Source organism: Pseudonocardia halophobica (assembly GCF_027922425.1).
GTDB lineage: Bacteria > Actinomycetota > Actinomycetes > Mycobacteriales > Pseudonocardiaceae > Pseudonocardia > Pseudonocardia halophobica.
Genome location: NZ_BSFQ01000031.1, coordinates 37,315 through 59,872, shown reverse-complemented (window position 1 = coordinate 59,872; position 22,558 = coordinate 37,315). Strand labels below are relative to the sequence as shown.

Genomic DNA, 22,558 nt, shown 5'->3' with positions numbered 1-22,558 from the left:
AGCCCCCTCATCCCAGCCCCCTCATCGCAGCCCCCTCATCCCAGCACCGCCTCGATGTAGGGCGTGCGGGCCATCAGGTCCGCGCCCGCCTGCTCGGTGATCGCGGACAGCGGCCCCGCCGCGACGGCGATCGCGGTGCTCACGGCGACCAGGGCGACGGTGGCGGCGTACATCGGCCGGGAGGCCCGGGCGGTGCCGACGACCAGCTCGTCCGTCGGGTCCGGGTCGGGCAGCGGCTCCTTCTCGGTGCCCCAGAACACCCGCACCCAGACCCGGACCATGGCGTAGAGCGTGAGCAGGCTGGCGAGCACCACGAACCCGGCGACGACGGCCGTGGCCGCCCCACCGGTGGCCCCGGCCTGCAGGAGCGCGAGCTTCGCGACGAAGCCCGACGTCGGCGGGATGCCGGCGAGGGTGAGCGCCGGAACCGCGAAGAGCACGGCCAGCGCCGGCGAGCGTCTCGCCAGCCCGCCCATCGCGTCGATCGAGACCGTGCCCGTCCGGCGCGTGATCAGGCCGCTGACCAGGAACAGCGTGGCCTGCACGGTGATGTGGTGGACGATGTAGAGCGCCGTGCCGCCCGCGCCCCGGGCGTCGTACACGGCGAGGCCGAACAGCATGAAGCCGATGTGGCTGACGAGCAGGAAGGACAGCAACCGGTTGAGGTCGTCCTGGGCCAGCGCGCCGAGCGCGCCCACGACCATCGTCAGCACGGCCAGCACCAGGAGCACGGTCGACGGACCGGTGCCGGGGAAGACCAGCGTCTGGGTGCGCAGCAGCGCGTACACGCCGACCTTGGTCAGCAGGCCCGCGAACAGCGCGGTGACCGGCGCCGGCGCGTTGGGGTAGCTGTCCGGCAGCCAGAAGTGCAGCGGCACCATCGCCGCCTTGATCCCGAACGTGACGATCGTGAGCATCGACAACAGCGTCCGCAGCCCCTCCGGCAGCGCAGCCACCCGGCCGGCGAGGTCGGCCAGGTTGACCGTGCCGGTGGCCGCGTAGACCAGCGCGATCGTGGTGAGGAACAGCAGCGACGACGTGAGGGAGATGATCACGTACGTCATCCCGGAGCGGATCCGGGAGGCGTTGGTGCGGCGGGTGATCAGCACGTACGACGCCGCCAGCATGATCTCGAACGCCACGAACAGGCTGAACAGGTCGCCGGTGAGGTAGGCCAGCGACACGCCCGTCGAGAGCAGCAGGAAGATCGGGTGGAACGTGGTGCTGGCCGTCTCCCGGCCGTAGTCGGAGATCCGCTGGCCGATCGCGTAGACCAGCACCGCGAGCGTGACGACGGTCGAGATCAGCAGCAGCAGCGCGGAGAGCCGGTCCGCCACCAGGACGATCCCGACGGGCGCGGGCCAGCCGCCCAGCTCGGCGACGACGGGGCCGGTCCGGTCCGCGGCGACCAGCAGCACCGCGGCCACGACCGAGACCGCGGCGAGGACCACGATCCCGATCAGCCGCTGGGTCCGCGCCGAGCGGGCGGCCAGCACCGTCAGGGCCGCGCCCAGGATGGGCAGCAGGACGGGCAGCGTGACGAGCGTGCTCACCGGGCCGCCCCGCTCCCGGAGACCTCGGCGGGCTCGTCCGTCCGGTCGGAGGCGGCCGCGGAGCCGGGATCCTCCTCGTCGTCCGGGCCCTCGGCGTCCGCCTCCATCGAGCCCTCGGGACGCTGCCGCTCGGCGACGCGGCGGTCCTCGAGGTCGTCCTGGACCTCGTCCCGGCCGGTGAGCACCCAGCTGCGGTAGCCCAGGGCCAGCAGGTAGGTGGTGAGCGCGAACGTGATCACGATGGCCGTCAGGGCGAGGGCCTGCGGGAGCGGGTCGGCGAACTCCTCGGGCAGGGCGGTGCCCAGGACGGGCGCGCGTGCAGGCGGTCCGCCGGCGAGCTGCAGCAGCAGGTTGGCGCCGTGCCCGAGCACCACGATGCCGATCAGGATCCGCATCAGCGACCGCTGCAGCAGCAGATAGAAGCCCACGGAGTAGAGGACGGCCAGCACGACCGCCATCGTCACGTTGATCGTGATCACGGACCGGCCTCCTCTCCGGCCGCCTCCCGGGCGTCCCGCTCGATCCCGCTGCCCAGCGAGCGCAGCAGGTCGAGCACCACGCCGATGATCAGCAGGTACACACCGATGTCGATCAGCAAGCTGGAGACGAGGTCGACGGTGCCGATCAGCGGGATGTCGAAGGACACCTTCGCGCTGGCCAGTACCGGGGCGCCGAAGGCCGCCGGCGCGAGCGCGGACACCACGGCGACCAGCAGGCCGAGCCCCATGAGTACCGGCGGGCGCACGACGAACCGCGAGCCGATCTCGGCGCCCTCCGACTCGCCGCCGGCGATGTAGCGCAGCACGAAGGCCAGCCCGGCCACCAAACCGCCGGGGAACCCGCCCCCGGGCGCGTAGTGCCCCACGATCAGCAGGTAGACCGAGAAGACCAGCACGGTGGGGAAGAGGAAGCGGGCGGCGGCCTCCAGCATCAGAGTGCGGTTGGAGCGGACGGGACAGGCCCCGGGCAGCGTCCACTCCCCCTCCGGCTCGTCCCACTGCGCGAACGGCACCGGTTCGCGGTTGCTCATCCGAGGACCTCCCTCTCGTGCTCGGGGGTGCCGCCGCCGGCCTCGCGTTTCCGGTCGAAGCGGGTGGCGAGCACGAGGCTCGCCGTACCGGCCGCGGCGATGAGCAGCACGGTGATCTCGCCGACGGTGTCCAGCGCGCGGAAGTCGACGAGGATCGCCGCGATGACGTTGTCCGCCCCGGCCTCCGGGGCGCGGGCCACGAACTCGCCGCTGGCGGCGGGAGGCTGCTGTCGTGCGCCGGTGAGGACCACGCCCGCGACCGCGACGAACACGCCCGTCACGGTGGCGAGGGCGGCCTTCCGCAGCTGGACACCCCGGTGGGGCTTCGCGTCGGGCGAGGAGCCGGTGCCGTTCTGGGTATCGAAGTGCGCCGGCAGCCGGCGCAGCACGAACACGAAGGCCACCAGCGTGAGCGTCTCGACCAGGAACTGCGCCAGTGCGAGGTCCGGCGCCCCGTCGACGACGAACAGCCCGCCGATCCCGTAGCCGATCGCGCCGACCAGCAGGACGGCGGTGAACCGCCGGCGGACCCGGGTCAGGGCGAGGGCCGCGGCCACCACGATCAGGCCGAGCGGGAGCTGCAGCAGCGACGACACGAGCGACTGGTCCTGCGGCCAGGTCCCGCCGGTGACCAGCGCGACGCCCGGCAGGACGAGCACCGTGCACAGCAGGACGCCCAGGTAGACGGGCAGCGAACCGACCTGCACGCGACCGGTGACCTGGGTGGCGGCCCGCTCCAGCCCGGCCACGGCGGTCTCGTAGCCGCGCTGCGCGGACAGCGGATGGCGCAACGCCCGGTGCACGCCGGTGATCCGGTCGCGACCGACGTGCAGCGCGAGGCCGCCGGCCAGCGCGACCACGGAGAACAGCAGCGGCAGCGAGAGCCCGTGCCAGAGCGCGAGGTGGTAGTCCGCCTCGGTCGCGTCGGTGGCCGGGTAGGCCTCGGCGTAGGGCTGGGCCAGGGCGTTCACCAGCGGCGGGACGGACCCGAGCACCAGCCCGGCGATCGCGGCCGTCCAGGTCGGCGCGAGCAGGCCCGCGGCGGGCCGCCTGGGGTCGACGGGCTCGACGCCGGGCTTGTCGGCGAAGGCGCCCCACAGGAAGCGCGCGGAGTAGGCGACGGTGAGGACCGACCCGGCGAGCAGGCCGAGCGCGAGGACCCACCCGCGGGCGCCTCCCTGGTGCACGAACGCCTCGAACGCCGCCTCCTTGCCCAGGAACCCGAGCAGGAACGGCACCCCGGCCATGGACGCCGCGGCCAGGACCGCGGCCACGGCGAGCCCCGGCAGCCTGCGCCCGAGCCCGGACAGCGCGCCGACCTCCCGGGTGCCGGTGACCTTGTCGACGATCCCGACGACCATGAACAGCGGCGCCTTGAACAGGCCGTGGGCCAGCAGCATGGTCAGCGCCGCGACCTCGCCGATCCGGTCGCCGGAGCCGAACAGCACCATGAGGAAGCCGAGCTGGCTCACCGTGCCGAAGGCCAGCAGCCGCTTCAGGTCCGTCTCGTGCAGTGCCCGCCAGCCGCCGATCAGCATCGTGACCAGCCCCAGCACGGCGATCGGCACCCACCACTCGGCCCGGTCGGCGAAGCCCGGGGAGAGCCGGCCCACCAGCACCACGCCGGCCTTCACCATCGACGCGGCGTGCAGGTAGGCACTCACCGGCGTGGGCGCGGCCATCGCCGCGGGGAGCCAGGGGTGGAACGGCGCCTGGGCGGACTTGGTGAGCGCGCCGACAAGGATCAGCGCGACGCCGGTGGCGGCCACCCCGCCCGGCGGCGGCGCGGCGACGATCTCCGAGATCCGGTAGGTGCCCGCGGACTCGCCCACGAACACGATCCCCAGCAGCATCGCGAGCCCGCCGAACACCGTGACCAGCAGCGCCTGCACGGCCGCGCGCCGGTTGGCCCGGTGCAGGCCGCCCTGCCCGACCAGCAGGAACGACGCGATCGACGTCAGCTCCCAGAAGACGTAGAGGGTGAGCAGGTCGTCCGCCAGGACGAGGCCGAGCATCGCCCCGGCGAACGCGAGCAGCAGCGCCGAGTTCCGTGGGGCGTCCCGGCTGTCCTTGCCGAAGTACCACGCGCTGTAGGCCAGGATCAGCGCCCCGAGCCCGCCGACCAGCACGATCATGACCAGGCCCAGCGCGTCGAGCCGGAACCCGAGCTCGAGGTCCAACGCCGCGGACCAGGTCACCGTCTCCTCGAGGCCGGGCCCGAGCGCCGCATCGAGGTGGGCGAACCCCCAGACCAGCGTGGCGGCGGGGAGGACCGCGGCGACCCCGAAGGCGGCACGCCGGCTGCGCCGCGACACCAGGGGCAGCACGGCGGCCACCACGAGATGGGCGACGACGAGCGCGAGCAAGACACCTCCGTCCCGCGACACCCGTGCGGCGCGCATGCTCAAGGGAGCGGCCCGGCTCAGGGTGCGTCGGGTCGTTGACGAGCTTCGGACAGGGTGCGCCGGAAACCGGCGCCGACACCGATCCTACTGGTCGGCCCGGCGGGCCCCGCCGCTCAGGCGATGATCTTGGCGAAGCAGAGGCTGTCCGGTTCGTTCCGGTAGATCCCGAACCGCACGATCGGCGCGTAGCCGGAGCTGCGGTAGAGCGCGACCGCCTCCGGCTGCTTCGTGCCCGTCTCGAGGATCATCCGGCGCCGCCCGGCCGCGGCAGCCGACTGCTCGATCGCGGCGAGCACCGCGCGGGCGTGCCCCCTCCCCCGGGCCTCCGGGACCACGAACATCCGCTTGATCTCGGCGTCGCCGTCCCGGACCTCGGGATCGCCCGCCTCGGCGTCGCGCACCCGCCAGCCGCCCGACGCGACCGGCACGCCCTCGGCGTAGCCCACGAGGAAGAGCCCGTGCGGGGCGGCGAACTCCGCGGGGTCGGTGCGCGTCCCGTCCTGGCCGCCGTAGCGCTCGACGTAGACCTGCTGGACCGCGGCGATCAGCCGCTGCGCGTCGGGATGGTCGAAGGCGGTGGCGCGGAGGTCGAGCGTCATGCCGCGACCGTGGCCCGCGTGCGGCGGCCGGCCGCGACCAGCATCGCGAGACACACGGCGGCGACCGCGGCCACCACCACGAGCAGCACCGCGTACGGCACGTGGACGGCGAGCGGCGCCAGGACCACCGGCAACAGGAACCCGCCGTAGGTCAGCGTGTAGAAGACGGCGGTCAGCCCGGCCAGGTGCGCCGGCTCGGCGATCCGCTGCACCTCCAGCAGCCCGGAGACCAGCGAGATGCCGTAGGCCCCGCCGAGGACCGCCGACGCGACGAACGCCACGACCAGCGAACCGGTCAGCGCCGTGCCCGCGGAGACCAGGGTCCCGACGACGATCAGCGCGAGGCCGAGCCGGGCGCCGGCGAGCGGGGCGCGGGCGTCGAGCCGGCGGGCGGCGGACTGGATGGCGATGCCCGCCGACAGCGTCACGGCCGTGAGCCCGGTGGCGAAGATCAGCCCGAAGCCGGCCGTGCGCTCCGCCCCGAGGGCGGCCGGCTGCACCGCGAAGGACAGCGCGGGACCGGCGAAGACCCACGGCGCCAGCGGCAGCACCAGGCCGCGGAAGCGCGGGTGCGCCACCGCCGGCACCTTCAGGTCCGCGAGGAGCGACCGCCGGGGCGCCGTCTCCGGCAGCCGCGTCTCGGGTGCGCGGACGACCAGCGCGATCACCGGGAGGGTGAGCACGATGTGCACCAGGTAGGGCAGCTCCATCGGCAGCGGCGCCCACTGGGCCAGGACGCCGCCGACCACCGGACCGACGCCGAACCCCGCGGAGAGCGCGAGCGCGGCGCGGCGGGCGCCGGAGCCCGGGTCCGCCTCGGGGTCGAACGGGGCCTGCGAGAGCTCCTTGACCCACGTCGTCCCGACGGCCATGGCCACGCCGGTGACCACGCCGAACAGGAACCGCCCCGTGAACAGCAGCGCCTCGGAGAAGGCCCCGGCGGCGAGGACCGCGCTCGCCGGCACCGACGCGACCAGCGCCGGCAGCAGGACCCGCCGTCGGCCGAGCCGGTCCGACAGCGGGCCCCCGAGGAGCAGGCCCGGGGCGAGCCCGGCCACGTAGACGCCGAAGAACGCCGCGACCACCGTGGCCGAGTAGTGCCCCTGCTCGCGGTACACGACCATGAGCGGGCTGAACTGGTTCGCGCCGTAGCCGATGGCGAACAGCACCGCCGCGACGCGCGCCCAGGACCTCGTCCGTCCTCCCACGTCGGGGACCAACCCGTCGCCGCCGGGCCGCGTTCCCTGGGGAGACGCAGACCTCATCCGCGCTGCTTGGCCTTCTGCCGCCAGGTGGTGAGCACGCGCTCGGTGTAGCCGTTGGGCTCGGTGCGGCCGGTGAAGACGAGCTCCAGGGCGGCCTGGAAGCTCTCGCTGCCCTCGAGGTCCTTGGCCATCGGCGGGTAGCCGGGCTCGTTGGCGTTCTGCTCGTCGACCAGGGCGGCCATGCGGGCGAAGGTGTCCCGGACGGTCTTCTCCTCGACCACGCCGTGGTGCAGCCAGTTCGCGATGAGCTGGCTGGAGATCCGCAGCGTCGCCCGGTCCTCCATCAGCCCGACGCCCTCGAGGTCCGGCACCGTGGAGCAGCCGATGCCCAGGCCCACCCAGCGGACGACGTAGCCGAGGATCGACTGCGCGTTCGTCTCCAGCTCGTGGGTCTTCTGCTCGTCGGTGAGCTCCCCGGTGAGGATCGGCAGCACGAGCAGCTTCTCGCGGTCGGTCACGGCCCGCTTCGCGATGTCCTCCTGGACGGCGTGCACGTCCGTGCGCAGGTAGTGCAGCGCGTGCAGGGTGGCGGCGGTCGGCGAGGGCACCCACGCGCAGTTGGCGCCCTGCTGCGGCTGGGCGCCCTTCTGCTCCAGCATGTCGGCCATCGCAGCGGGCTTGGCCCACATGCCCTTGCCGATCTGGGCCGTGTGCGCGAACCCGGAGGCGAGCGCGACGTCGACGTTGCGGTCCTCGTAGGCGTTGAGCCAGGTCGACGACTTCATGTCGCCCTTGGGGATCACCGGGCCGGCCGCGAAGCAGGTGTGGATCTCGTCGCCGGTGCGGTCGAGGAAGCCGGTGTTGACGAAGATGACCCGGTCGGCGGCGGCCGCGATCGCGCTCGCGAGGTTCACGCTGGTGCGCTTCTCCTCGTCCATGATGCCGATCTTGAGCGTGCGCGCGGGCAGGCCGAGGGCCTCCTCCACGGCGGCGAACAGCTCGACGGTCAGCGCCACCTCGTCCGGCCCGTGCTGCTTGGGCTTGACGATGTACATCGACCCGCTGCGGGAGTTGGAGAACCGTCCCTTGCCCTGCAGGTCGTACTGCGCCGCGGTGGCCGTGACCAGCGCGTCGAGCACGCCCTCGGCGATCTCCTCGCCCTCGGCGGTGCGCACGGCGTCGGTGGTCATGTGGTGGCCGACGTTGCGGACCAGCAGCAGCGAGCGGCCCGGCAGCGTGAGCGGCGATCCGTCGGGGCCGGTGTACTCGCGGTCGCCGTGCACCCGCCGGGTGACGGTCTCGCCGCCCTTCTGGAACTCCGCCACCAGCTCGCCGGTCATCAGGCCGAGCCAGGTGCGGTAGGCCAGGGCCTTGTCCTCGCCGTCGACCGTGGCGACCGAGTCCTCGAGGTCGACGATGGTGGTGACCGCGGACTCCAGCACGACGTCGGCCACGTCCGCGTGGTGCTGCCGGCCGACGCGGTGCGTCGGGTCGATCGTCAGCTCGACGTGCAGGCCGTTGCGCTGCAGCAGGATCGCGGCGCGGCCCTCGCCGTCGGGCGCGCGGAAGCCGGCGAACTGCCCGGCGTCGGCCAGCCCGCTCTCGCCGCCCCCGGTGAACGCGACGAGACCCTGCTCGGACCCCGAGTAGGCGGTGACGTCCGCGTGCGAGCCCTGGGCCAGCGGGAACAGCTCGTCGAGCAGCTCGTCCGCGGCGGCGATGACCTGGGCGCCGCGCTTCTCGTCGTAACCCTTGGCGAGCTCGTGGTCCAGCGGCAGCGCGTCGGTGCCGTAGAAGGCGTCGTAGAGCGAGCCCCAGCGGGCGTTGGCCGCGTTCAGCGCGTACCGGGGCACGGTGGCCGGGACGACCAGCTGCGGGCCGGGGACCTCGGCGATCTCGGCGTCGACGTCGCCGACCGAGATCGAGGCCGGCTCGTCGGCGGGCAGGAGGTAGCCCAGCTCGGTGAGCAGCTTCTCGTAGGCCTCGGCCTCGCCCGGGCCGTGGGCCTCGTGCCAGGCGTCGATCCGCGCCTGGATCTCGTCCCGGCGGGCGAGCAGCTCGGCGATCCGCGGGGCGAAGCGCCCCTGCAGGTCGGCGAGCGCGCCCCAGAAGGCCTCGGGAGTCAGGTCCAGGCCCGCCAGCAGCTCGCCCTCCACGAACCGCCGGAGCTCGGGATCGACCTGAAGTCCTGCGGTGCCGGCCATCGCGGCGTCCTCTCTCCTCGACTCTGCTGCGGCGTCTTTTCTACCAGACGGACTGGAGTTTCCGCATCATGGAATGTAGGGTCGGCACTTGTGACCGACGGCACCACGTCCCGGCCCGATGTACCCCGTGCGGGCGGCGTCCAGTCGCTGGCCCGGGCGTTCGGGCTGCTCGAGACGCTGACGGAGGCGGGCGGCGAGGCCGGGCTGTCCGAGCTCGCCGACCGCACCGGGCTCGCCCCGGCGACGATCCACCGGCTGGTGCGCACCCTCGTCGACCTGGGCTACCTGCGGCAGCTGCCCTCGCGGCGCTACACGCTCGGCCCGAAGCTCGTCGGACTGGGCGAGACGGCCGCGCGCCAGTTCGGCCGGTGGGCCACCCCCGTGCTCGCGGACCTCGTCGCCGAGATCGGCGAGACGGCGAACCTCGCGGTGCTCGACGGCGACCGGGCGGTCTACGTCGCCCAGGTCCCCTCGCCGCACCAGATGCGGATGTTCACCGAGATCGGGCGACGGGTGCCGGTGCACTGCACGGGCGTCGGCAAGGCGCTGCTGTCCGCGCTGCCGCCCGCCGACGCCGCCGCGGTCGTCGCGCGCACCGGCCTCCCCGCCGTCACGCCGACCACGATCACCGACGCGGACGTGCTCGCCCGCGAGCTGGCCGTCGCCCGCGAGCGCGGCTACGTGCTCGACGAGGGCGAACAGGAGACCGGCGTGCGGTGCGTGGCCGCGCCCGTGACCGGACCGCACGGATCGGCCGCCGTCTCGGTGTCCGGTCCCCTCTCCCGCATGGACGACACCGCCGTCGCCCGGATCGCGCCGCTCGTCGTCGCGGCCGGCCGACGGCTCGGCACCCTGCTCGCGACCGCCTGACCCTGACCGCGGCCGATTCGAGACGGCCGCGGCGCCCGTGCCGCCCTACGCTTTCCCCGTTCCCACCACGAGCCGTGACAAGGAGGTCAGATGGCCCTCGATCCCGTGGCCCGCGCCGCGATCGTCGCGGCCCTGGGCCCCGACGACGTCGTCGACGACCCCGTGCAGACCCGCGCCTACGAGTGCGACGGACTGACCGGGTACCGGGTCCGTCCCGAGATCGTGCTCATCCCCCGCGACGCGGAGGCGGTCGCCCGGGCGGTGAAGGCCTGTCACCGCAACGGGGTCCCGTTCGTCGCCCGCGGCGCCGGCACCGGGCTCTCCGGTGGCGCGCTCCCGGTGGCCGACGGCGTGGTGATCTCCCTGGCCCGCCTGAAGCGCGTGCTGGAGGTCGACCCGGAGAACCGGCGCGCCGTCGTCGAGCCCGGGGTCACCAACCTGGAGATCACCGCGGCCGTCGCGGCGCACGGGCTCTACTACGCGCCCGATCCCTCCTCGCAGCAGGTGTGCACGATCGGCGGCAACGTCGCGGAGAACTCCGGCGGCGCGCACTGCCTCAAGTACGGGTTCACCACGAACCACGTGCTGTCGATGGAGGTCGTGCTGCCCGACGGCGAGCTGGTCACCCTCGGCGGCGACTCCCCCGAGCAGCAGGGCCCGGACCTGCGCGGGGTGTTCCTCGGCTCCGAGGGCACGCTGGGGATCACCACGAAGATCACCGTGCGGCTGCTGCGCACCCCGGAGACGGTGCGGACGCTGCTGGCGGACTTCCCGTCGGTCGCCGAGGCGGGCGAGGTGGTCTCGGACATCGTCGCGGCCGGGATCGTGCCCGCGGCCGTCGAGATGATGGACACGCTCGCGATCGAGGCGGCGGAGGAGGCGGTGCACGCCGGCTACACGGTGGGCGTCCCGGCCGCGCTCGTCGTGGAGCTCGACGGCCCGATCGAGCAGTGCGACGCAGAATTCACGCAGGTCAAGGAGATCTGCGACGCCCACGGCTGCACCCGGCTGCACATCGCGGGCTCGCCGGAGGAGCGGGCGGCGATCTGGCGCGGGCGCAAGGCGGCCTTCGCCGCGGTCGGCCGGATCTCGCCGGACTACTTCGTGCAGGACGGCGTGGTCCCCCGGACCCGGCTCGCCGAGGTGCTCGGCCGCATCGCCGACATGGGCGACGAGGCCGGCCTGCGGGTGGCCAACGTCTTCCACGCCGGCGACGGCAACCTCCACCCGCTGGTCCTCTACAGCGCCGCCGCGGGCGAGACCGAGCGGGCCGAGGAGCTGTCCGGGGCGATCGCGGAGCTCTGCGTGGAGCTGGGCGGGTCGCTGTCCGGCGAGCACGGCATCGGCACGGACAAGGCGTGCTCGATGCCGAAGATGTACGGCGAGGAGGACCTCGCGGTGATGCAGCGGGTGCGCGACGCGTTCGATCCCGAGGGCATCTGCAACCCGGGCAAGGTCCTGCCCACGCCGCGGCTGTGCGGCGAACGGCCCGGGAAGTACCGGCCGCACCCGCTGGAGGAGTCGGGAGTGATCGAGCGGCTATGAGTGATCGGGAGGGGACCCTGACGGCCTTGAAGCCGGCGTCGTTGAAGGAGGCCCGCGAGGCCGTCCTCGACACCGCCGGCCGGATCTCCGTCGCCGGGGCCGGGACGGCCGCGGACTGGGCGGGCCGGCTGGGGCCCGTCGACGCCGTGTTCGACACCACCGGGCTGAGCGGCGTCATCACCCACAACCCGGGCGACATGACGGTCTCGGTGCACGCCGGGACGCCGCTGCGGGCGCTGCAGGAGGAGCTGGCGAAGCACGGCCAGCACCTGTCGTTCGACGCCGCGCGGGTGGCCGACGGGGCGACGGTCGGCGGGCTGGTGGCCACGGCCGACGCCGGGCCGTCCGCGCTGGTCCACGGCACGCTGCGCGACCTCGTCATCGGGGCCACCACGCTGCTCGCCGACGGCGCGGTGGTCCGCTCGGGCGGGCACGTCATCAAGAACGTGGCCGGGTTCGACCTGGCCAAGCTGCTGCACGGCTCCTACGGCACCCTCGGGGCGCTGGTCGAGGTCGTGCTGCGGCTGCACCCGGTGCCGAAGGCCGTCGGCACCGTGGTGGTGGAGTGCGACCTCGCCGAGGCGGCCCGGCTCGGGCGCGAGGTGCTGGCCTCGCAGCTGGAGCCGACGGCCGTCGAGTGGCTGAGCTCGGGCCGGCTGCTGGTCCGCATCGACTCCACCGACGAGGCCCTGCCGGCCCGGCTGGAGCGGCTCACCCGGCTGCTCGGCGACGGGGCGGCCGTGGCCGAGGCGGACGTGTGGGGCGAGCACGCGGCCCTCACCCGCGGAACGGAGGGGGCCGCCGTGCTGCGGATCGGGGTGAAGCCCTCGGTCCTGCCGGGTGTGCTGGAGGGGCTGCCGGCCGCGGCCGCCACCGCGGGCCTCGGGACCGGGGTGGCCACCGTCTCCGTACCCGGGACGGCGGTCGCCGAGGCGCACGCCGCCGTCCACGCGGCCGGCGGGACGAGCGTCCTGCGGTCGCGCCCCGCCGACCTCGACGCCCCGGCGTGGGGGCCGCCGCCCTCCGCCCTCGCCGTGCTCAAGGCCGTCAAGCAGCGGTTCGACCCGGACGGCCGGTTCGGCCCGGGCCGCTACGACCCGTGGGAGATCTCGTGACCACACCCGCCGGCTCCGCCGACACCAACCTGCCGCAGACCGGCCCGAGCGCCTTCGACGAGCACCACCCGCCCTCGCGGGAGCTGCTCGACGACTGCGTGCACTGCGGTTTCTGCCTGCCGACCTGCCCCACCTACCAGCTGTGGGGCGAGGAGATGGACTCGCCGCGCGGGCGCATCTACCTCATGGACCTCGCCGAGAAGGGCGAGATCGGCCTGGAGGGGCCGCTGCGCCAGCACATCGACGCCTGCCTGGGCTGCATGGCGTGCGTGACGGCGTGCCCGTCGGGCGTGCAGTACGACAAGCTGCTCGAGTCGGTGCGCCCGCAGCTCGAGCGCAACGTGCCGCGGACCCCCTCCGACCGGCTGTTCCGCGAGGCGATCTTCGCGCTGTTCCCGTACAAGCGGCGGCTGCGCGCGGCCGCCCTGCCGGGGGCGCTGTACCAGAAGCTCGCCGCCGTGCCGGCCGTCCGGAAGCTCGCCGCGAAGCTCCCCGGCCGGCTGGCCGCGCTGGAGTCGCTGCTCCCGCCCGTCACGGTGCGGGAGGCCTTCGCGACCCTGCCGGTGCACACCTCCGCCGTCGGGGACCGGCGCGGCCGGGTCGCGCTGCTGTCCGGCTGCGTCCAGGACGTGTTCTTCCACCGGGTCAACGAGGCCACCGTGCGGGTGCTCTCGGCCGAGGGGCTCGACGTGCTCGTCCCCCGCGACCAGCAGTGCTGCGGGGCGCTCGAGCTGCACGCCGGCCGTGAGGACCCGGCGCTGGCCCGGGCCAAGCGGACGATCGAGCGGTTCGAGCGGCTCGACGTCGACCACGTGGTGACCAACGTGGCCGGCTGCGGGTCCTCGATGAAGGACTACGCCCACCTGCTCGCCGACGACCCGGAGTGGGCGGTGCGGGCGAAGGAGTTCAGCGCGCGGGTCCGCGACGTGCACGAGGTGCTCGCCGAGCTGGGCCCGCGCGCGCCGCGCTCGCCCGTCGCGGCGCGGGTCGCCTACCACGACGCCTGCCACCTCGGGCACGCCCAGGGCGTGCGCACGCAGCCGCGGGAGGTGCTGCGCAGCATCCCCGAGCTGGAGCTGCTCGACATCCCGGAGGCGGCGCTGTGCTGCGGCTCCGCGGGCATCTACAACATGATCATGCCCGATGCGGCCGACGAGCTGGGCAAGCGGAAGGCCGACAACGTCCGGTCGGTCGAGCCCGCGGTCGTCGTCACCGCCAACCCGGGCTGCCTGCTGCAGATCGGCAAGCACCTCAAGGACGGCACCGACGGGGCCCTGCCGCTGCTGCACCCGGTCCAGCTGCTCGACGCGAGCATCCGCAACGTCCCGGTCCCCCGCAGCTGAGCCACCCGTGCGCGGTGGGTGGTGCTCCGGCACCACTCACCGTGCCGGGAACTGTCGGGGGCCGGGGCTAGCGTGCGCGAGCATGACGGACACCACGACGCGCACCGCCACCACGCAGCTGGCCGAGCAGCTCTCCTGGCACTGGCAGGCGCTGCTGCGGCCGAAGCTCGAGGGGCTGACGGACGAGGAGTACCTCTGGGAGCCCGCGCCGGGGTGGAGCGTCCGCCCCGCCGGGCGGCCCGCACCGGGTGCGGTCCAGGCGGGCACCGGCGACTTCCGGGTCGACTTCGCCTTTCCCGAACCCGATCCCCCGCCACTGACCACGATCGCGTGGCGGATGGCGCACCTGATCGTCGGGGTGTTCGGCGTGCGGGCGGCGGCGCACTTCGGCGGGCCGCCGACCTCCTACGAGGAGCACGCCTACGCCGGCACCGCCGCCGAGGCCCTGCGCCAGCTCGACCGGGCCTACGCGGCCTGGACGGGCGGCGTCGAGGCGCTCGACGACGCGGGCCTGGCCCGGCCGTGCGGGCCGGCGGAGGGCCCGTTCGCCGAGTTCCCGATGGCGGACCTGGTGCTCCACATCCAGCGCGAGGCCATCCACCACGGCGCCGAGATCCTGCTGCTGCGGGACCTGTACCGGAACCTGCACGGATGAGCGTCGGCGCCCGGGATGTCCGACTCGCTCAGCACCCTCTCAGCGCAGTGCGTGCCCGGCCGCGGACGCGGTGTGAGAGTGGCCGGAGGGGCGAGCCGATGGGGGAGGCCGGATGACGGAGACCGCACGGACCACCACGCAGAGCACCGCGCAGAGCACCGGGCGGACCGCCAGGGGGCCGGGTGCACGAGGGGTCGAGGAGCTGCCGCTGCACATGCAGCGGGTGGGCTTCGACCCGGCGCCCGAGCTGGGGGCGATCCGCGACGGGGCCGGGGTGCGGAAGGTCCGCACGCCCTTCGGGCTGGAGGCGTGGCTGGTCACGCGCTGGTCGGACGTCCGGGAGGTGCTCGGCGACGCGGGGCGGTTCAGCAACGAGTGGCAGGGCGCGTTCCGCCCGCCGGGCATGCCGGAGCGGAGCCCGGAGGAGATCGCGCGGCTGCGGGCCGGGAACCTGCTGGCGTTCGACCCGCCCGCGCACACCCGGCTGCGGCGGATGCTCACCCCGGAGTTCACCGGGCGGCGGATGGCCCGGCTGGAGCCCCGGGTGCGCGAGATCGTCGACCAGCACCTGGACGCCATGGAGCAGGCCGGGCCGCCCGCGGACCTGGTCGCCGACTTCGCGCTGCCGGTCCCGTCGCTGGTGATCTGCGAGCTGCTCGGCGTGCCGTACGGGGACCGGGCGGAGTTCCAGCGGCGCAGCGCGCGGCTGCTCGACCTGTCGTCGCCGATGGACGAGCGGATGCGGGCCCAGGAGGAGCAGCGCGACTACATGGCCGGTCTCGTCGCGCGCGAGCGGGCGGAGCCGGGCGAGGAGCTGCTCGGCATGCTGGTGCGCGAGCACGGCGAGGAGCTCAGCACGGACGAGCTGATCGGCATCGCGAACCTCCTGCTGATCGCCGGGCACGAGACCACGTCGAACATGCTCGGGCTGGGCACGCTGGCGCTGATGGACCACCCCGACCAGCTCGCCCTGGTACGGGACGACCCGGACGCGATCGGGCCCGCCGTCGAGGAGCTGCTGCGCTGGTTGTCGATCGTGCACTCCGGCACGATCAAGTCCGCGACCGGACCGGCCGAGATCGCCGGGCAGCCGATCGCGGAGGGCGAGCTGGTGATGCTCTCGATCCCGGCCGCGAACCGCGACACCGCCCTGCTCGAGGATCCCGAGCGGCTCGACGTCCGGCGCGGCGCGCTCGGGCACGTCGCCTTCGGGCACGGGGTGCACCACTGCCTCGGCGCACCGCTGGCCCGCATGGAGATGCGGATCGCCTTCCCCGCGGTGCTGCAGCGGTTCCCGGACCTGCGGCCGGCCGGCGAAGATCGTAGGTTCCGGTCGTTCAACGTCGTCTACGGGATGGAGAGCCTGCCCGTGACGTGGGGAGGAGCGTGATGGGCGCGCTCAGGGCGGACCGCGGTGTGTGCATCGGCGCGGGCATGTGCGTGATGACCGACTCCGCGGTGTTCGACCAGGACGACGACGGCATCGTGGTCCTCCTGGAGGAGGACCCGGACACGGACGGGAAGGTGCGCGCGGCGGTCGACGCCTGCCCGTCCGGCGCATTGTCGATCACCGAGGACTGAGACCCGGCCACCCCGCCACCCGTTCGGCCCAGTCCACCCTGCCGAGTGGGGTGACGCGGCGCACACTTCGCGACCATGACGTCTGCGACGGTGTTGTCCGGACAGTTGGCGGGGCCGGTCCTGGCGGTCTACCAGCAGGACCCGAAGGCCGTGGGCGGATCGCTCGGGTGGTCCGCCCTGGTCTCCGTGATCCCGCTCGCGGTGGTGCTCCTCTCGTTGGGGGTGCTGCGCGTGCGGGCCCAGTGGGCGGCGCTGGCCGGTCTGGTCGCGGCGCTCGCCGTCGCGATCGTGGGCTTCGCGATGCCGTTCGGCATGTCGTTGCTGGCCGCCGCGCACGGTGCGTTCTTCGGACTGTTCCCGATCATGTGGATCGTCGTGAACGCCCTCTGGGTGTTCAACATGACCGTCGCGACCGGGCACTTCGACGTGCTGCGCCGCAGCTTCGGCGCGCTGTCCTCGGACCGGCGCACCCAGGCGATCCTCGTCGCGTTCTGCTTCGGCGCCCTGCTGGAGGCCCTGGCCGGCTTCGGCGCGCCGGTGGCGATCTCGTCGGTGATGCTGATGGCGCTCGGCTTCCGGCCGCTGCGCGCGGCCGTGCTGGCGCTCGTCGCGAACACCGCGCCGGTGGCGTTCGGCGCGATGGGTGTCCCGGTGATCACGCTCGCGCAGGTGACCGGACTGCCGCTCCACGACGTCGCCTCGATGGTCGGGCGGCAGACCCCGTTCCTGGCCCTGTTCGTCCCGCTGGTGCTGGTGTTCCTGGTCGACGGGCGCCGGGGTGTGCGGGAGGCGTGGGTGCCCGCGGTCGTGTCCGGCGTCGTCTTCGCGATCGTCCAGTTCGTCACGTCGAACTACATCTCCGTGCCCCTGACGGACATCCTGGCCGCGCTGCTCTCCGCGATCGCCGTCGTGGTGGTCGCCCGGGCGATGCCGCACGCGGCGTGGGCCGCGCGCCGGACGGGCGCGGAGGCCGAGCCCGACGTCGAGCCCGGGGCCGGCGGCGGGAGCCTCGTCGGGGCGGGCGGTCCCGACTCCTCCGGTGAGGGCACCGGCGGGTCCGGCCGCGGTGGGCCCCGGCCGACCGGTGGGCCCGTCCCCGCCGAGAGCTCGCCCGAGGGCGGCGAGGCGGTCGCGACCGTGCGGTCGGGCGCCAGGGTCGACGATCCCCGTGAGATCCGTCGCGCCTACGCCCCCTACGTGATCATCGTGCTGGTCTTCGCGCTCGTACAGCTGCCGGGGATCAAGCCGGCCGTCGACAAGCTGAAGCTGGCGTTCCACTGGCCGGGCCTCGACGTCGTGGCCGCCAACGGCAAGCCCAGCAGCACCACGCAGTACTCGCTGACCTGGCTGTCGACCGCCGGGACCCTGATGCTCATCGCCGGGGTGATCGTCGCGGCGGTGCTCGGCATCGGTGCCGCCGAGGCCGTCCGGATCTGGGGGCGCACGGTCGCGGACCTGAAGTGGGCGATCCTCACGGTCGCCGCGGTCCTGGCCCTGGCCTACGTCATGAACGCCTCGGCCCAGACCACCGCCATCGGCCTGCTGATCGCCGGCGCGGGCGGCGCCCTCGCCTTCCTGTCCCCGATCCTCGGCTGGTTCGGCGTCGCCGTGACGGGCTCGGACACGTCGGCCAACGCGTTGTTCGGTTCCCTGCAGGTGACCGCGGCCAACTCGGCCGGGCTGCCGCCGGAGCTGCTGGCCGGCGCGAACTCGTCGGGCGGCGTGCTCGGGAAGATGCTGTCGCCGCAGAACCTGACGATCGCCGTCGCCGCGGTGAAGCTCGACGGGCAGGAGGGCGTGCTGCTGCGGAAGGTCGTCGGGTGGAGCCTCGGCATGCTGCTGTTGCTCGCGATCCTGATCTACCTGCAGTCCACGCCGGTGCTGGGCTGGATGCTGCCGTAAGGAGGCCGCGCGCCGAATCCGGCTGCCCCGCCGTGCAGCGCCTGCGAGGGTGGCCGGGGTGAAGCGCGCGCGCTTCGGGTTCGCGCCGCCGGACGAGGCGCTGCTGGAGCGGCCGGCGGACCCCGAGGTGATCCTCCGCGGGGAACTCGGGGCCGGCGGCGATGAGTTCCCGGCGGAAGTGCGGTCTCCCCTCTGACAGCGCGGCAGATGCCGCACCGACCGAGAGGACCGAGACCATGATCGCCGCCGGTACCGCCGCCCCCGCCCGCAGCAAGGGCCGGATCGCCCTGTACGTCCTGCAGGTCGTGCTGGGCCTGTTCATGGCCGTCGCCTCCGGCGCGCCGAAGCTGTTCGGCGAGGCCACGGCCGTGCAGACCTTCGACGCCATCGGCGCGGGCGACTGGTTCCGCTACGTCATCGGGGCGCTGGAGGTCGCGGGCGGCATCGGCCTGATGATCCCGGTGCTCGCGGGCCTCGCCGCCGCCTGCCTCGTGGCGCTCATGATCGGCGCGGCGCTCTTCCAGGTCTTCGTGATCGGCATGGCCGAGTACGTCTACACGCCGATCATCCTGGGCGTGCTGTTCGCCCTGATCGCGTGGGTGCGCCGGCACGAGATCGCGGCGCTGTTCCGCCGCTGAGCGGAACCGCGGGTTCGCGGGCGCGCCGGGGTCGAGGGGTCCCCGGCGCGCCCGTCTTCCTGCGTGCTCCGCGGACCCGGTCCGGCACGCGGCGGTCGGTCCCGTACGGCCCTGACCATGATCACTGGCCGTGGAACGAGACCCGCGCTCAGCGCGGCTTCCGCTCCGATAGCGACGATCATGAAGGGCTCGGTGGCCCACGCAGCAGGCCCGCCACACACCCGGCTGGTTCGCAGCTCCGCACGTGTCCATGGAGCGCACCAGCGTCGACGGCGGCGTCCGGACCCTGCTCAGGCGGTCTCCATCCGGCGGTCGGGGGTGTCGGTGGAGCGGATGCGCCCGACCACCGAGACCGAGACCGCTCCGACGGCCGCGACGACCGCGAAGGCGTAGAAGCCCCAGGGGTAGGCGAGGCCCGCCGAGAGCAGGGTGCCGCCGACCACCGGGCCGCAGATCGCACCGAGCCGACCGACGCCGGAGGCGCTGCCGATGGCCGTGGCGCGCGCCTCGGCCGGGTAGTACTGGCTGACGTAGGCGTACACGAGCACCTGCGAGCTGAACACGAACACGCCCGCGAGCAGCACGCTCACGTACACGCCGACGCCGGGCAGCTTGATCGACAGCAGCGCGAGGAACAGCGCGGCGGCGGTGAACCAGGCGATCGTCGAGGTGCGCACGCCGATCTTGTCCGCGACGCGGCCGGCGAGGAGCAGCCCGAGGATCGCGCCGACGTTGAGCACCAGCAGCAGGGCCAGCGCCGCGCCGAGCGCGTAGCCGGCGGAGCGCATGATCTCCGGCAGCCAGGTGTTCAGGCCGTAGACCAGCAGCAGGCCCATGAACGAGGTGATCCAGAAGGCGAGCGTCGCGCGCAGGTAGCCGCCCCGGAACAGGGTCGCGATCGGGTTGCGCCGCGCGGCAGGCCCGCGCTCGACCGGGATCGACTCGGGCAGCCGGAGCCAGACCAGCGGCACCAGCACCAGCGCGGGCAGCGCGCCGAGCACGAACATCGCCCGCCAGCCCAGCCCGGGGATGACCAGGATGCCGAGCAGCGAGGTGAGCACGGCGCCGACGTGGTAGCCGGTCATGAGGACGGTCGTCGCGCTGCCGCCCCGGCCGGAGCGGGCGAACTCGTTGACCATCGCGATCGCCACCGGGAGCACGCCGCCGAGGCCGAGCCCGGCGAGGAACCGCAGCACGCCGAACAGCACCGGCCCGGGCGCGAAGGCGCACAGCAGCGTGAGCACCGAGAACGACGTCACGGTGACCAGCAGCATCGAGCGGCGGCCGAAGCGGTCCGTGAGCGGGCCGGCGGCGAGCGCGCCCACCATGACGCCGACCAGGCCCACCACCGAGATCAGCGAGGCCGACGCAGGGTTCAGCCCCCAGGACGGGTCACGCAGCAGCGACGGGAGGACCACCCCCAGCACCACCAGGTCGAACCCCTCGAGCGCCACGGCGGACCAGCACAGCGGCGCGACCCAGCCCGCCCGCGCCCCCGCCCCGCCCGACGTCCCTGCTGACTCCGTTGTCATGGAACCCTCCCTCGGTGTCCGGATCGCCGGAGTATGAGCGGGGTACGCGACGCTTGTCAGGGCAAGCTTCCGTTGAACGGAAGCGGCGCGACGGGCGGTGGCCCGCGCCGGCGTCCTCACCCGACGGGCGGGCCGTCGCCGATTGAGACACCGCCCGCGGCGCGGGGGTGAGAGGCTGCCCCCACCGTCCCGGGTGGGGTGCCCGGGGCCGACCCCATCGACCCTGGAGGTGGCCGTGATCCTGATCGTGCTCAAGGTGAAGATCAAGCCCGCGAAGCGCGAGGACTGGCTGGCCGGCATCAAGGAGTACACCGACAACGTGCGGGCGGAGCCGGGCAACGTCTCGTTCGACTTCTACGAGAGCGGCACCACGCCGAACGAGTTCGCGATCGTCGAGACCTTCCGCGACGGCGACGCCGGCTCCGCGCACGTCCAGACCGAGCACGCCCAGAACTTCTTCCCGTGGATGGGCACGGTCGTCGCCGAGCGCCCGAAGATCAACTACCAGGACCTCGACGGCGAGGCCTGGAACGACATGGCCGAGGTCACCCCCGAGTAGGCCCGGGCTGCTCCGCGGGGCGCCCCGGCGTCCCGCGGAGCAGCAGCGCCACCACCCGGGGCACCGCCCGCACCGCCACGACCATCCCGACGACCTCGACGAGCGTCTGCGCCACCACCGTCGCCGCGACGACGGGCCCGGCGGGCAGCGCGAGGGCCAGCGGCAGCACGACGAGCGAGTTGCGCGTCGCGCCCGTGAACGCCACGGCCCGGGCGTCGGCGGTCCCGAGCCGGAACAGCCGGGCGATCAGCGCCCCCAGCGGCACCATGACCAGCAGGAACGCCACGTAGAAGGGCACGGCGCCGAGGACCGCCCCGGCGCCGCCCAGCGCCGGGACCTGCGAGGCGACCACGAGCAGGAGCGTCGCCACCATCAACGGCACCATCGCCGCCCCGGCCGCGCCCGCGACCACCTCCCCGCTGCGGTGCCGCGCCGCCCACCACTGCGTGAGCCACGCCAGCGCGAGCGGCAGCAGGATGAACCCGAGGAACGCCTCGACGAACGGCCCGGGCTCGATCGCCCCGGCGGCCGCCGGCCCGAGCAGCAGCCCCAGCAGCACCGGCAGCAGCGCCATCTGGGCCAGGAGCAGCAACGGCGTGGCGGCCAGCAGCCGGCCCGCACTCCCGCCGGCCAGCCCGGTGAACACCACGACGTAGTCGACGCACGGGGCGAGCAGGACCAGCAGCACGCCGGTGCGGACCGCGACGTCCGCGGGCAGGAACGGCGTCATCGCCGCGACCACGAGCGGCGCCACCACGAAGTCGACGACCAGCACCGCCGCCAGGAACCGGCCGGCCCGCAGCGACCGGGCGAGCTCCCGGGCCGGGACCTGCAGGAACGTCACGTACAGGAGCGCGCCGAGCACCGGCCCGACGGCCACGGCGAGACCCGGGCCCGCGGCCGGCGCGAGCAACCCGAGCGCCACCCCCGCCACGACCGCGGCGACGTAGAGCGGAACCTGGTGCCGTTCCAGCCGACCGACCACCCGATCCCCTCCTCAGGTGCGAGCCTAGAAGCGCGCCGGAAGTCGACCTAGGGTCGGGGTGACGCGAGGAGGCGATCGATGAGCGACGCGACCGGCACCGCACCCGTCGACGAGGAGGCCCGGGCCCGGAACCTGGTCGAGGCGGAGCGCAAGGCCCTGCACCTGTTCGAGGAGGCCGGGCGGCGGGGGCTGATCGCGCCGGGCGAGTCCGAGCGGACCGTGAGCGACCGGGTGCGCGACCTCGGCGCGGAGCTCTTCGGCACCGACCGGCACTGGCACAAGCGGGTGGTGCGCTCGGGCCCGAACACGCTGCTGCCCTACAAGGAGAACCCGCCGGACCGGCTGATCGAGGCGGACGACATCGTCTTCCTCGACCTCGGGCCGATCTTCGCCGAGTGGGAGGCGGACTTCGGGCGCACCTTCGTGCTGGGCGACGACCCGGTCAAGCACCGGCTGCGCGACGACCTGCCGCGCATCTTCGACGCCGGCCGCGCCCACTTCGAGGCGCACCCGGAGATCAGCGGCACGGAGCTGTACGCGCACGTCGTGGGGCTGGCCGAGGAGGCGGGCTGGGAGTTCGGCGGCGCGCACAGCGGCCACCTGGTGGGCGAGTTCCCGCACGAGTGGATCGACGGCGAGCGGATCGAGAGCTACATCGCGCCGGGCAGCGACCACGCCATGCGCCGCACGGACCCGTCGGGCCGGCAGTGCCACTGGATCCTCGAGGTGCACCTCGTCGACCGCGAGGGCTGCTTCGGCGGGTTCTTCGAGCAGCTCCTCACGCTGCACCGCTGACGCGTCCCGAACCGATCCGACCGGTGGGCGCGAACGTCGGGC

Annotated in this window: 21 protein-coding genes; 12 read left to right on the top strand and 9 right to left on the bottom strand. The window is 73.9% G+C overall.

Translation table 11 applies throughout. From position 1 onward, the window contains the following. Positions 1-35: 35 nt before the first annotated feature. From PKE99_RS27625 to PKE99_RS27595, 7 genes are all read right to left on the bottom strand, one after another. The gene (locus tag PKE99_RS27625) at positions 36-1,553 is read right to left on the bottom strand and encodes a Na+/H+ antiporter subunit D (RefSeq protein ID WP_037046866.1); all 1,518 of its coding nucleotides are present in this window, start codon (positions 1,551-1,553) and stop codon (positions 36-38) included. Further along, on the bottom strand, positions 1,550-2,029 hold the full coding sequence (locus tag PKE99_RS27620) for a Na(+)/H(+) antiporter subunit C (RefSeq protein ID WP_037047122.1): 480 nt from the start codon (positions 2,027-2,029) through the stop codon (positions 1,550-1,552). The genes PKE99_RS27625 and PKE99_RS27620 overlap by 4 nt, the downstream gene beginning before the upstream one ends. Then, positions 2,029-2,583 carry an MnhB domain-containing protein gene (locus PKE99_RS27615; RefSeq protein ID WP_037046863.1) on the bottom strand — a complete coding sequence of 185 codons (555 nt, stop codon included), beginning with the start codon at positions 2,581-2,583 and terminating at the stop codon, positions 2,029-2,031. Before PKE99_RS27615 ends, PKE99_RS27620 begins: the two co-directional genes overlap by 1 nt. Next, a complete protein-coding gene (gene mbhE / locus PKE99_RS27610; RefSeq protein WP_037047121.1) occupies positions 2,580-4,949 on the bottom strand; it encodes a hydrogen gas-evolving membrane-bound hydrogenase subunit E in 2,370 nt (789 codons plus the stop codon). The genes PKE99_RS27615 and mbhE overlap by 4 nt, the downstream gene beginning before the upstream one ends. Positions 4,950-5,101: 152 nt before the next feature. Beyond that, the gene (locus PKE99_RS27605; RefSeq protein ID WP_037046860.1) at positions 5,102-5,587 is read right to left on the bottom strand and encodes a GNAT family N-acetyltransferase; all 486 of its coding nucleotides are present in this window, start codon (positions 5,585-5,587) and stop codon (positions 5,102-5,104) included. After that, positions 5,584-6,795, bottom strand: a complete 1,212-nt coding sequence (locus PKE99_RS27600; protein ID WP_231498238.1) for an MFS transporter — start codon at positions 6,793-6,795, stop codon at positions 5,584-5,586. Before PKE99_RS27600 ends, PKE99_RS27605 begins: the two co-directional genes overlap by 4 nt. Positions 6,796-6,848: 53 nt before the next feature. Continuing rightward, on the bottom strand, positions 6,849-8,996 hold the full coding sequence (locus PKE99_RS27595; protein ID WP_037046853.1) for a malate synthase G: 2,148 nt from the start codon (positions 8,994-8,996) through the stop codon (positions 6,849-6,851). A 90-nt stretch (positions 8,997-9,086) separates the two neighbouring features. Between PKE99_RS27595 and PKE99_RS27590 the strand changes: the two genes are divergently transcribed. The 10 genes from PKE99_RS27590 to PKE99_RS27545 all read left to right on the top strand — a co-directional run bounded on the left by PKE99_RS27590 (position 9,087) and on the right by PKE99_RS27545 (position 18,645). Then, positions 9,087-9,866, top strand: coding sequence for an IclR family transcriptional regulator (locus tag PKE99_RS27590; RefSeq protein WP_051737553.1), 780 nt, complete (start codon positions 9,087-9,089; stop codon positions 9,864-9,866). A 90-nt stretch (positions 9,867-9,956) separates the two neighbouring features. Beyond that, complete coding sequence (locus PKE99_RS27585; RefSeq protein WP_037046850.1) at positions 9,957-11,411, top strand: FAD-linked oxidase C-terminal domain-containing protein; 1,455 nt, start codon at positions 9,957-9,959, stop codon at positions 11,409-11,411. After that, complete coding sequence (locus PKE99_RS27580; RefSeq protein ID WP_037046847.1) at positions 11,408-12,526, top strand: FAD-binding oxidoreductase; 1,119 nt, start codon at positions 11,408-11,410, stop codon at positions 12,524-12,526. Before PKE99_RS27585 ends, PKE99_RS27580 begins: the two co-directional genes overlap by 4 nt. Continuing rightward, positions 12,523-13,869: a (Fe-S)-binding protein gene (locus PKE99_RS27575; protein ID WP_231498237.1), complete on the top strand. Its 1,347-nt coding sequence runs from the start codon at positions 12,523-12,525 to the stop codon at positions 13,867-13,869. The genes PKE99_RS27580 and PKE99_RS27575 overlap by 4 nt, the downstream gene beginning before the upstream one ends. An 82-nt stretch (positions 13,870-13,951) precedes the next feature. Further along, positions 13,952-14,524 (top strand): DinB family protein, encoded by a 573-nt coding sequence (locus tag PKE99_RS27570; protein WP_037046844.1) that lies wholly within the window; start codon positions 13,952-13,954, stop codon positions 14,522-14,524. 214 nt (positions 14,525-14,738) lie between these two features. Beyond that, the gene (locus tag PKE99_RS27565; RefSeq protein ID WP_037047116.1) at positions 14,739-15,914 is read left to right on the top strand and encodes a cytochrome P450; all 1,176 of its coding nucleotides are present in this window, start codon (positions 14,739-14,741) and stop codon (positions 15,912-15,914) included. After that, the gene (locus PKE99_RS27560; protein ID WP_037046841.1) at positions 15,914-16,105 is read left to right on the top strand and encodes a ferredoxin; all 192 of its coding nucleotides are present in this window, start codon (positions 15,914-15,916) and stop codon (positions 16,103-16,105) included. Before PKE99_RS27565 ends, PKE99_RS27560 begins: the two co-directional genes overlap by 1 nt. A gap of 75 nt (positions 16,106-16,180) precedes the next feature. Further along, on the top strand, positions 16,181-18,007 hold the full coding sequence (locus PKE99_RS27555) for an L-lactate permease (RefSeq protein WP_051737552.1): 1,827 nt from the start codon (positions 16,181-16,183) through the stop codon (positions 18,005-18,007). A gap of 58 nt (positions 18,008-18,065) precedes the next feature. Then, positions 18,066-18,203 carry a hypothetical protein gene (locus tag PKE99_RS27550; RefSeq protein WP_197040663.1) on the top strand — a complete coding sequence of 46 codons (138 nt, stop codon included), beginning with the start codon at positions 18,066-18,068 and terminating at the stop codon, positions 18,201-18,203. A 40-nt stretch (positions 18,204-18,243) separates the two neighbouring features. Beyond that, positions 18,244-18,645 (top strand): DoxX family protein, encoded by a 402-nt coding sequence (locus PKE99_RS27545; protein ID WP_037046838.1) that lies wholly within the window; start codon positions 18,244-18,246, stop codon positions 18,643-18,645. A 290-nt stretch (positions 18,646-18,935) separates the two neighbouring features. On the opposite strand, the gene PKE99_RS27540 is transcribed toward PKE99_RS27545, so the two are convergent. Continuing rightward, entirely contained in the window at positions 18,936-20,177 is a 1,242-nt protein-coding gene (locus tag PKE99_RS27540) for an MFS transporter (RefSeq protein WP_037046836.1), read from the bottom strand. Between the two features lie 235 nt (positions 20,178-20,412). Here PKE99_RS27540 and PKE99_RS27535 point away from each other — a divergent pair, with 235 nt between their 5' ends. Beyond that, positions 20,413-20,736: a putative quinol monooxygenase gene (locus tag PKE99_RS27535; RefSeq protein WP_037047113.1), complete on the top strand. Its 324-nt coding sequence runs from the start codon at positions 20,413-20,415 to the stop codon at positions 20,734-20,736. Here PKE99_RS27535 and PKE99_RS27530 read toward each other — a convergent pair. Further along, positions 20,723-21,721, bottom strand: coding sequence for a bile acid:sodium symporter (locus PKE99_RS27530; protein ID WP_051737551.1), 999 nt, complete (start codon positions 21,719-21,721; stop codon positions 20,723-20,725). The two genes, PKE99_RS27535 and PKE99_RS27530, sit on opposite strands and share 14 nt — an antisense overlap. Before the next feature lie 78 nt (positions 21,722-21,799). On the opposite strand from PKE99_RS27530, the gene PKE99_RS27525 reads away from it, so the two are divergent. Further along, entirely contained in the window at positions 21,800-22,516 is a 717-nt protein-coding gene (locus PKE99_RS27525) for a M24 family metallopeptidase (protein WP_037046834.1), read from the top strand. The last annotated feature ends 42 nt before the right edge of the window (positions 22,517-22,558 follow it).

Bases quoted from the DNA above. Each gene is read 5' to 3' on its own strand.
- PKE99_RS27570 (WP_037046844.1), top strand. From the start codon at position 13,952: ATGACGGACACCACGACGCGCACCGCCACCACGCAGCTGGCCGAGCAG.
- PKE99_RS27605 (WP_037046860.1), bottom strand. From the start codon at position 5,587: ATGACGCTCGACCTCCGCGCCACCGCCTTCGACCATCCCGACGCGCAG.
- PKE99_RS27540 (WP_037046836.1), bottom strand. From the start codon at position 20,177: ATGACAACGGAGTCAGCAGGGACGTCGGGCGGGGCGGGGGCGCGGGCG.
- PKE99_RS27585 (WP_037046850.1), top strand. From the start codon at position 9,957: ATGGCCCTCGATCCCGTGGCCCGCGCCGCGATCGTCGCGGCCCTGGGC.
- PKE99_RS27565 (WP_037047116.1), top strand. From the start codon at position 14,739: ATGCAGCGGGTGGGCTTCGACCCGGCGCCCGAGCTGGGGGCGATCCGC.
- PKE99_RS27545 (WP_037046838.1), top strand. From the start codon at position 18,244: ATGATCGCCGCCGGTACCGCCGCCCCCGCCCGCAGCAAGGGCCGGATC.
- PKE99_RS27580 (WP_037046847.1), top strand. From the start codon at position 11,408: ATGAGTGATCGGGAGGGGACCCTGACGGCCTTGAAGCCGGCGTCGTTG.
- PKE99_RS27615 (WP_037046863.1), bottom strand. From the start codon at position 2,583: ATGAGCAACCGCGAACCGGTGCCGTTCGCGCAGTGGGACGAGCCGGAG.
- PKE99_RS27525 (WP_037046834.1), top strand. From the start codon at position 21,800: ATGAGCGACGCGACCGGCACCGCACCCGTCGACGAGGAGGCCCGGGCC.
- PKE99_RS27595 (WP_037046853.1), bottom strand. From the start codon at position 8,996: ATGGCCGGCACCGCAGGACTTCAGGTCGATCCCGAGCTCCGGCGGTTC.
- PKE99_RS27555 (WP_051737552.1), top strand. From the start codon at position 16,181: ATGACGTCTGCGACGGTGTTGTCCGGACAGTTGGCGGGGCCGGTCCTG.
- PKE99_RS27560 (WP_037046841.1), top strand. From the start codon at position 15,914: ATGGGCGCGCTCAGGGCGGACCGCGGTGTGTGCATCGGCGCGGGCATG.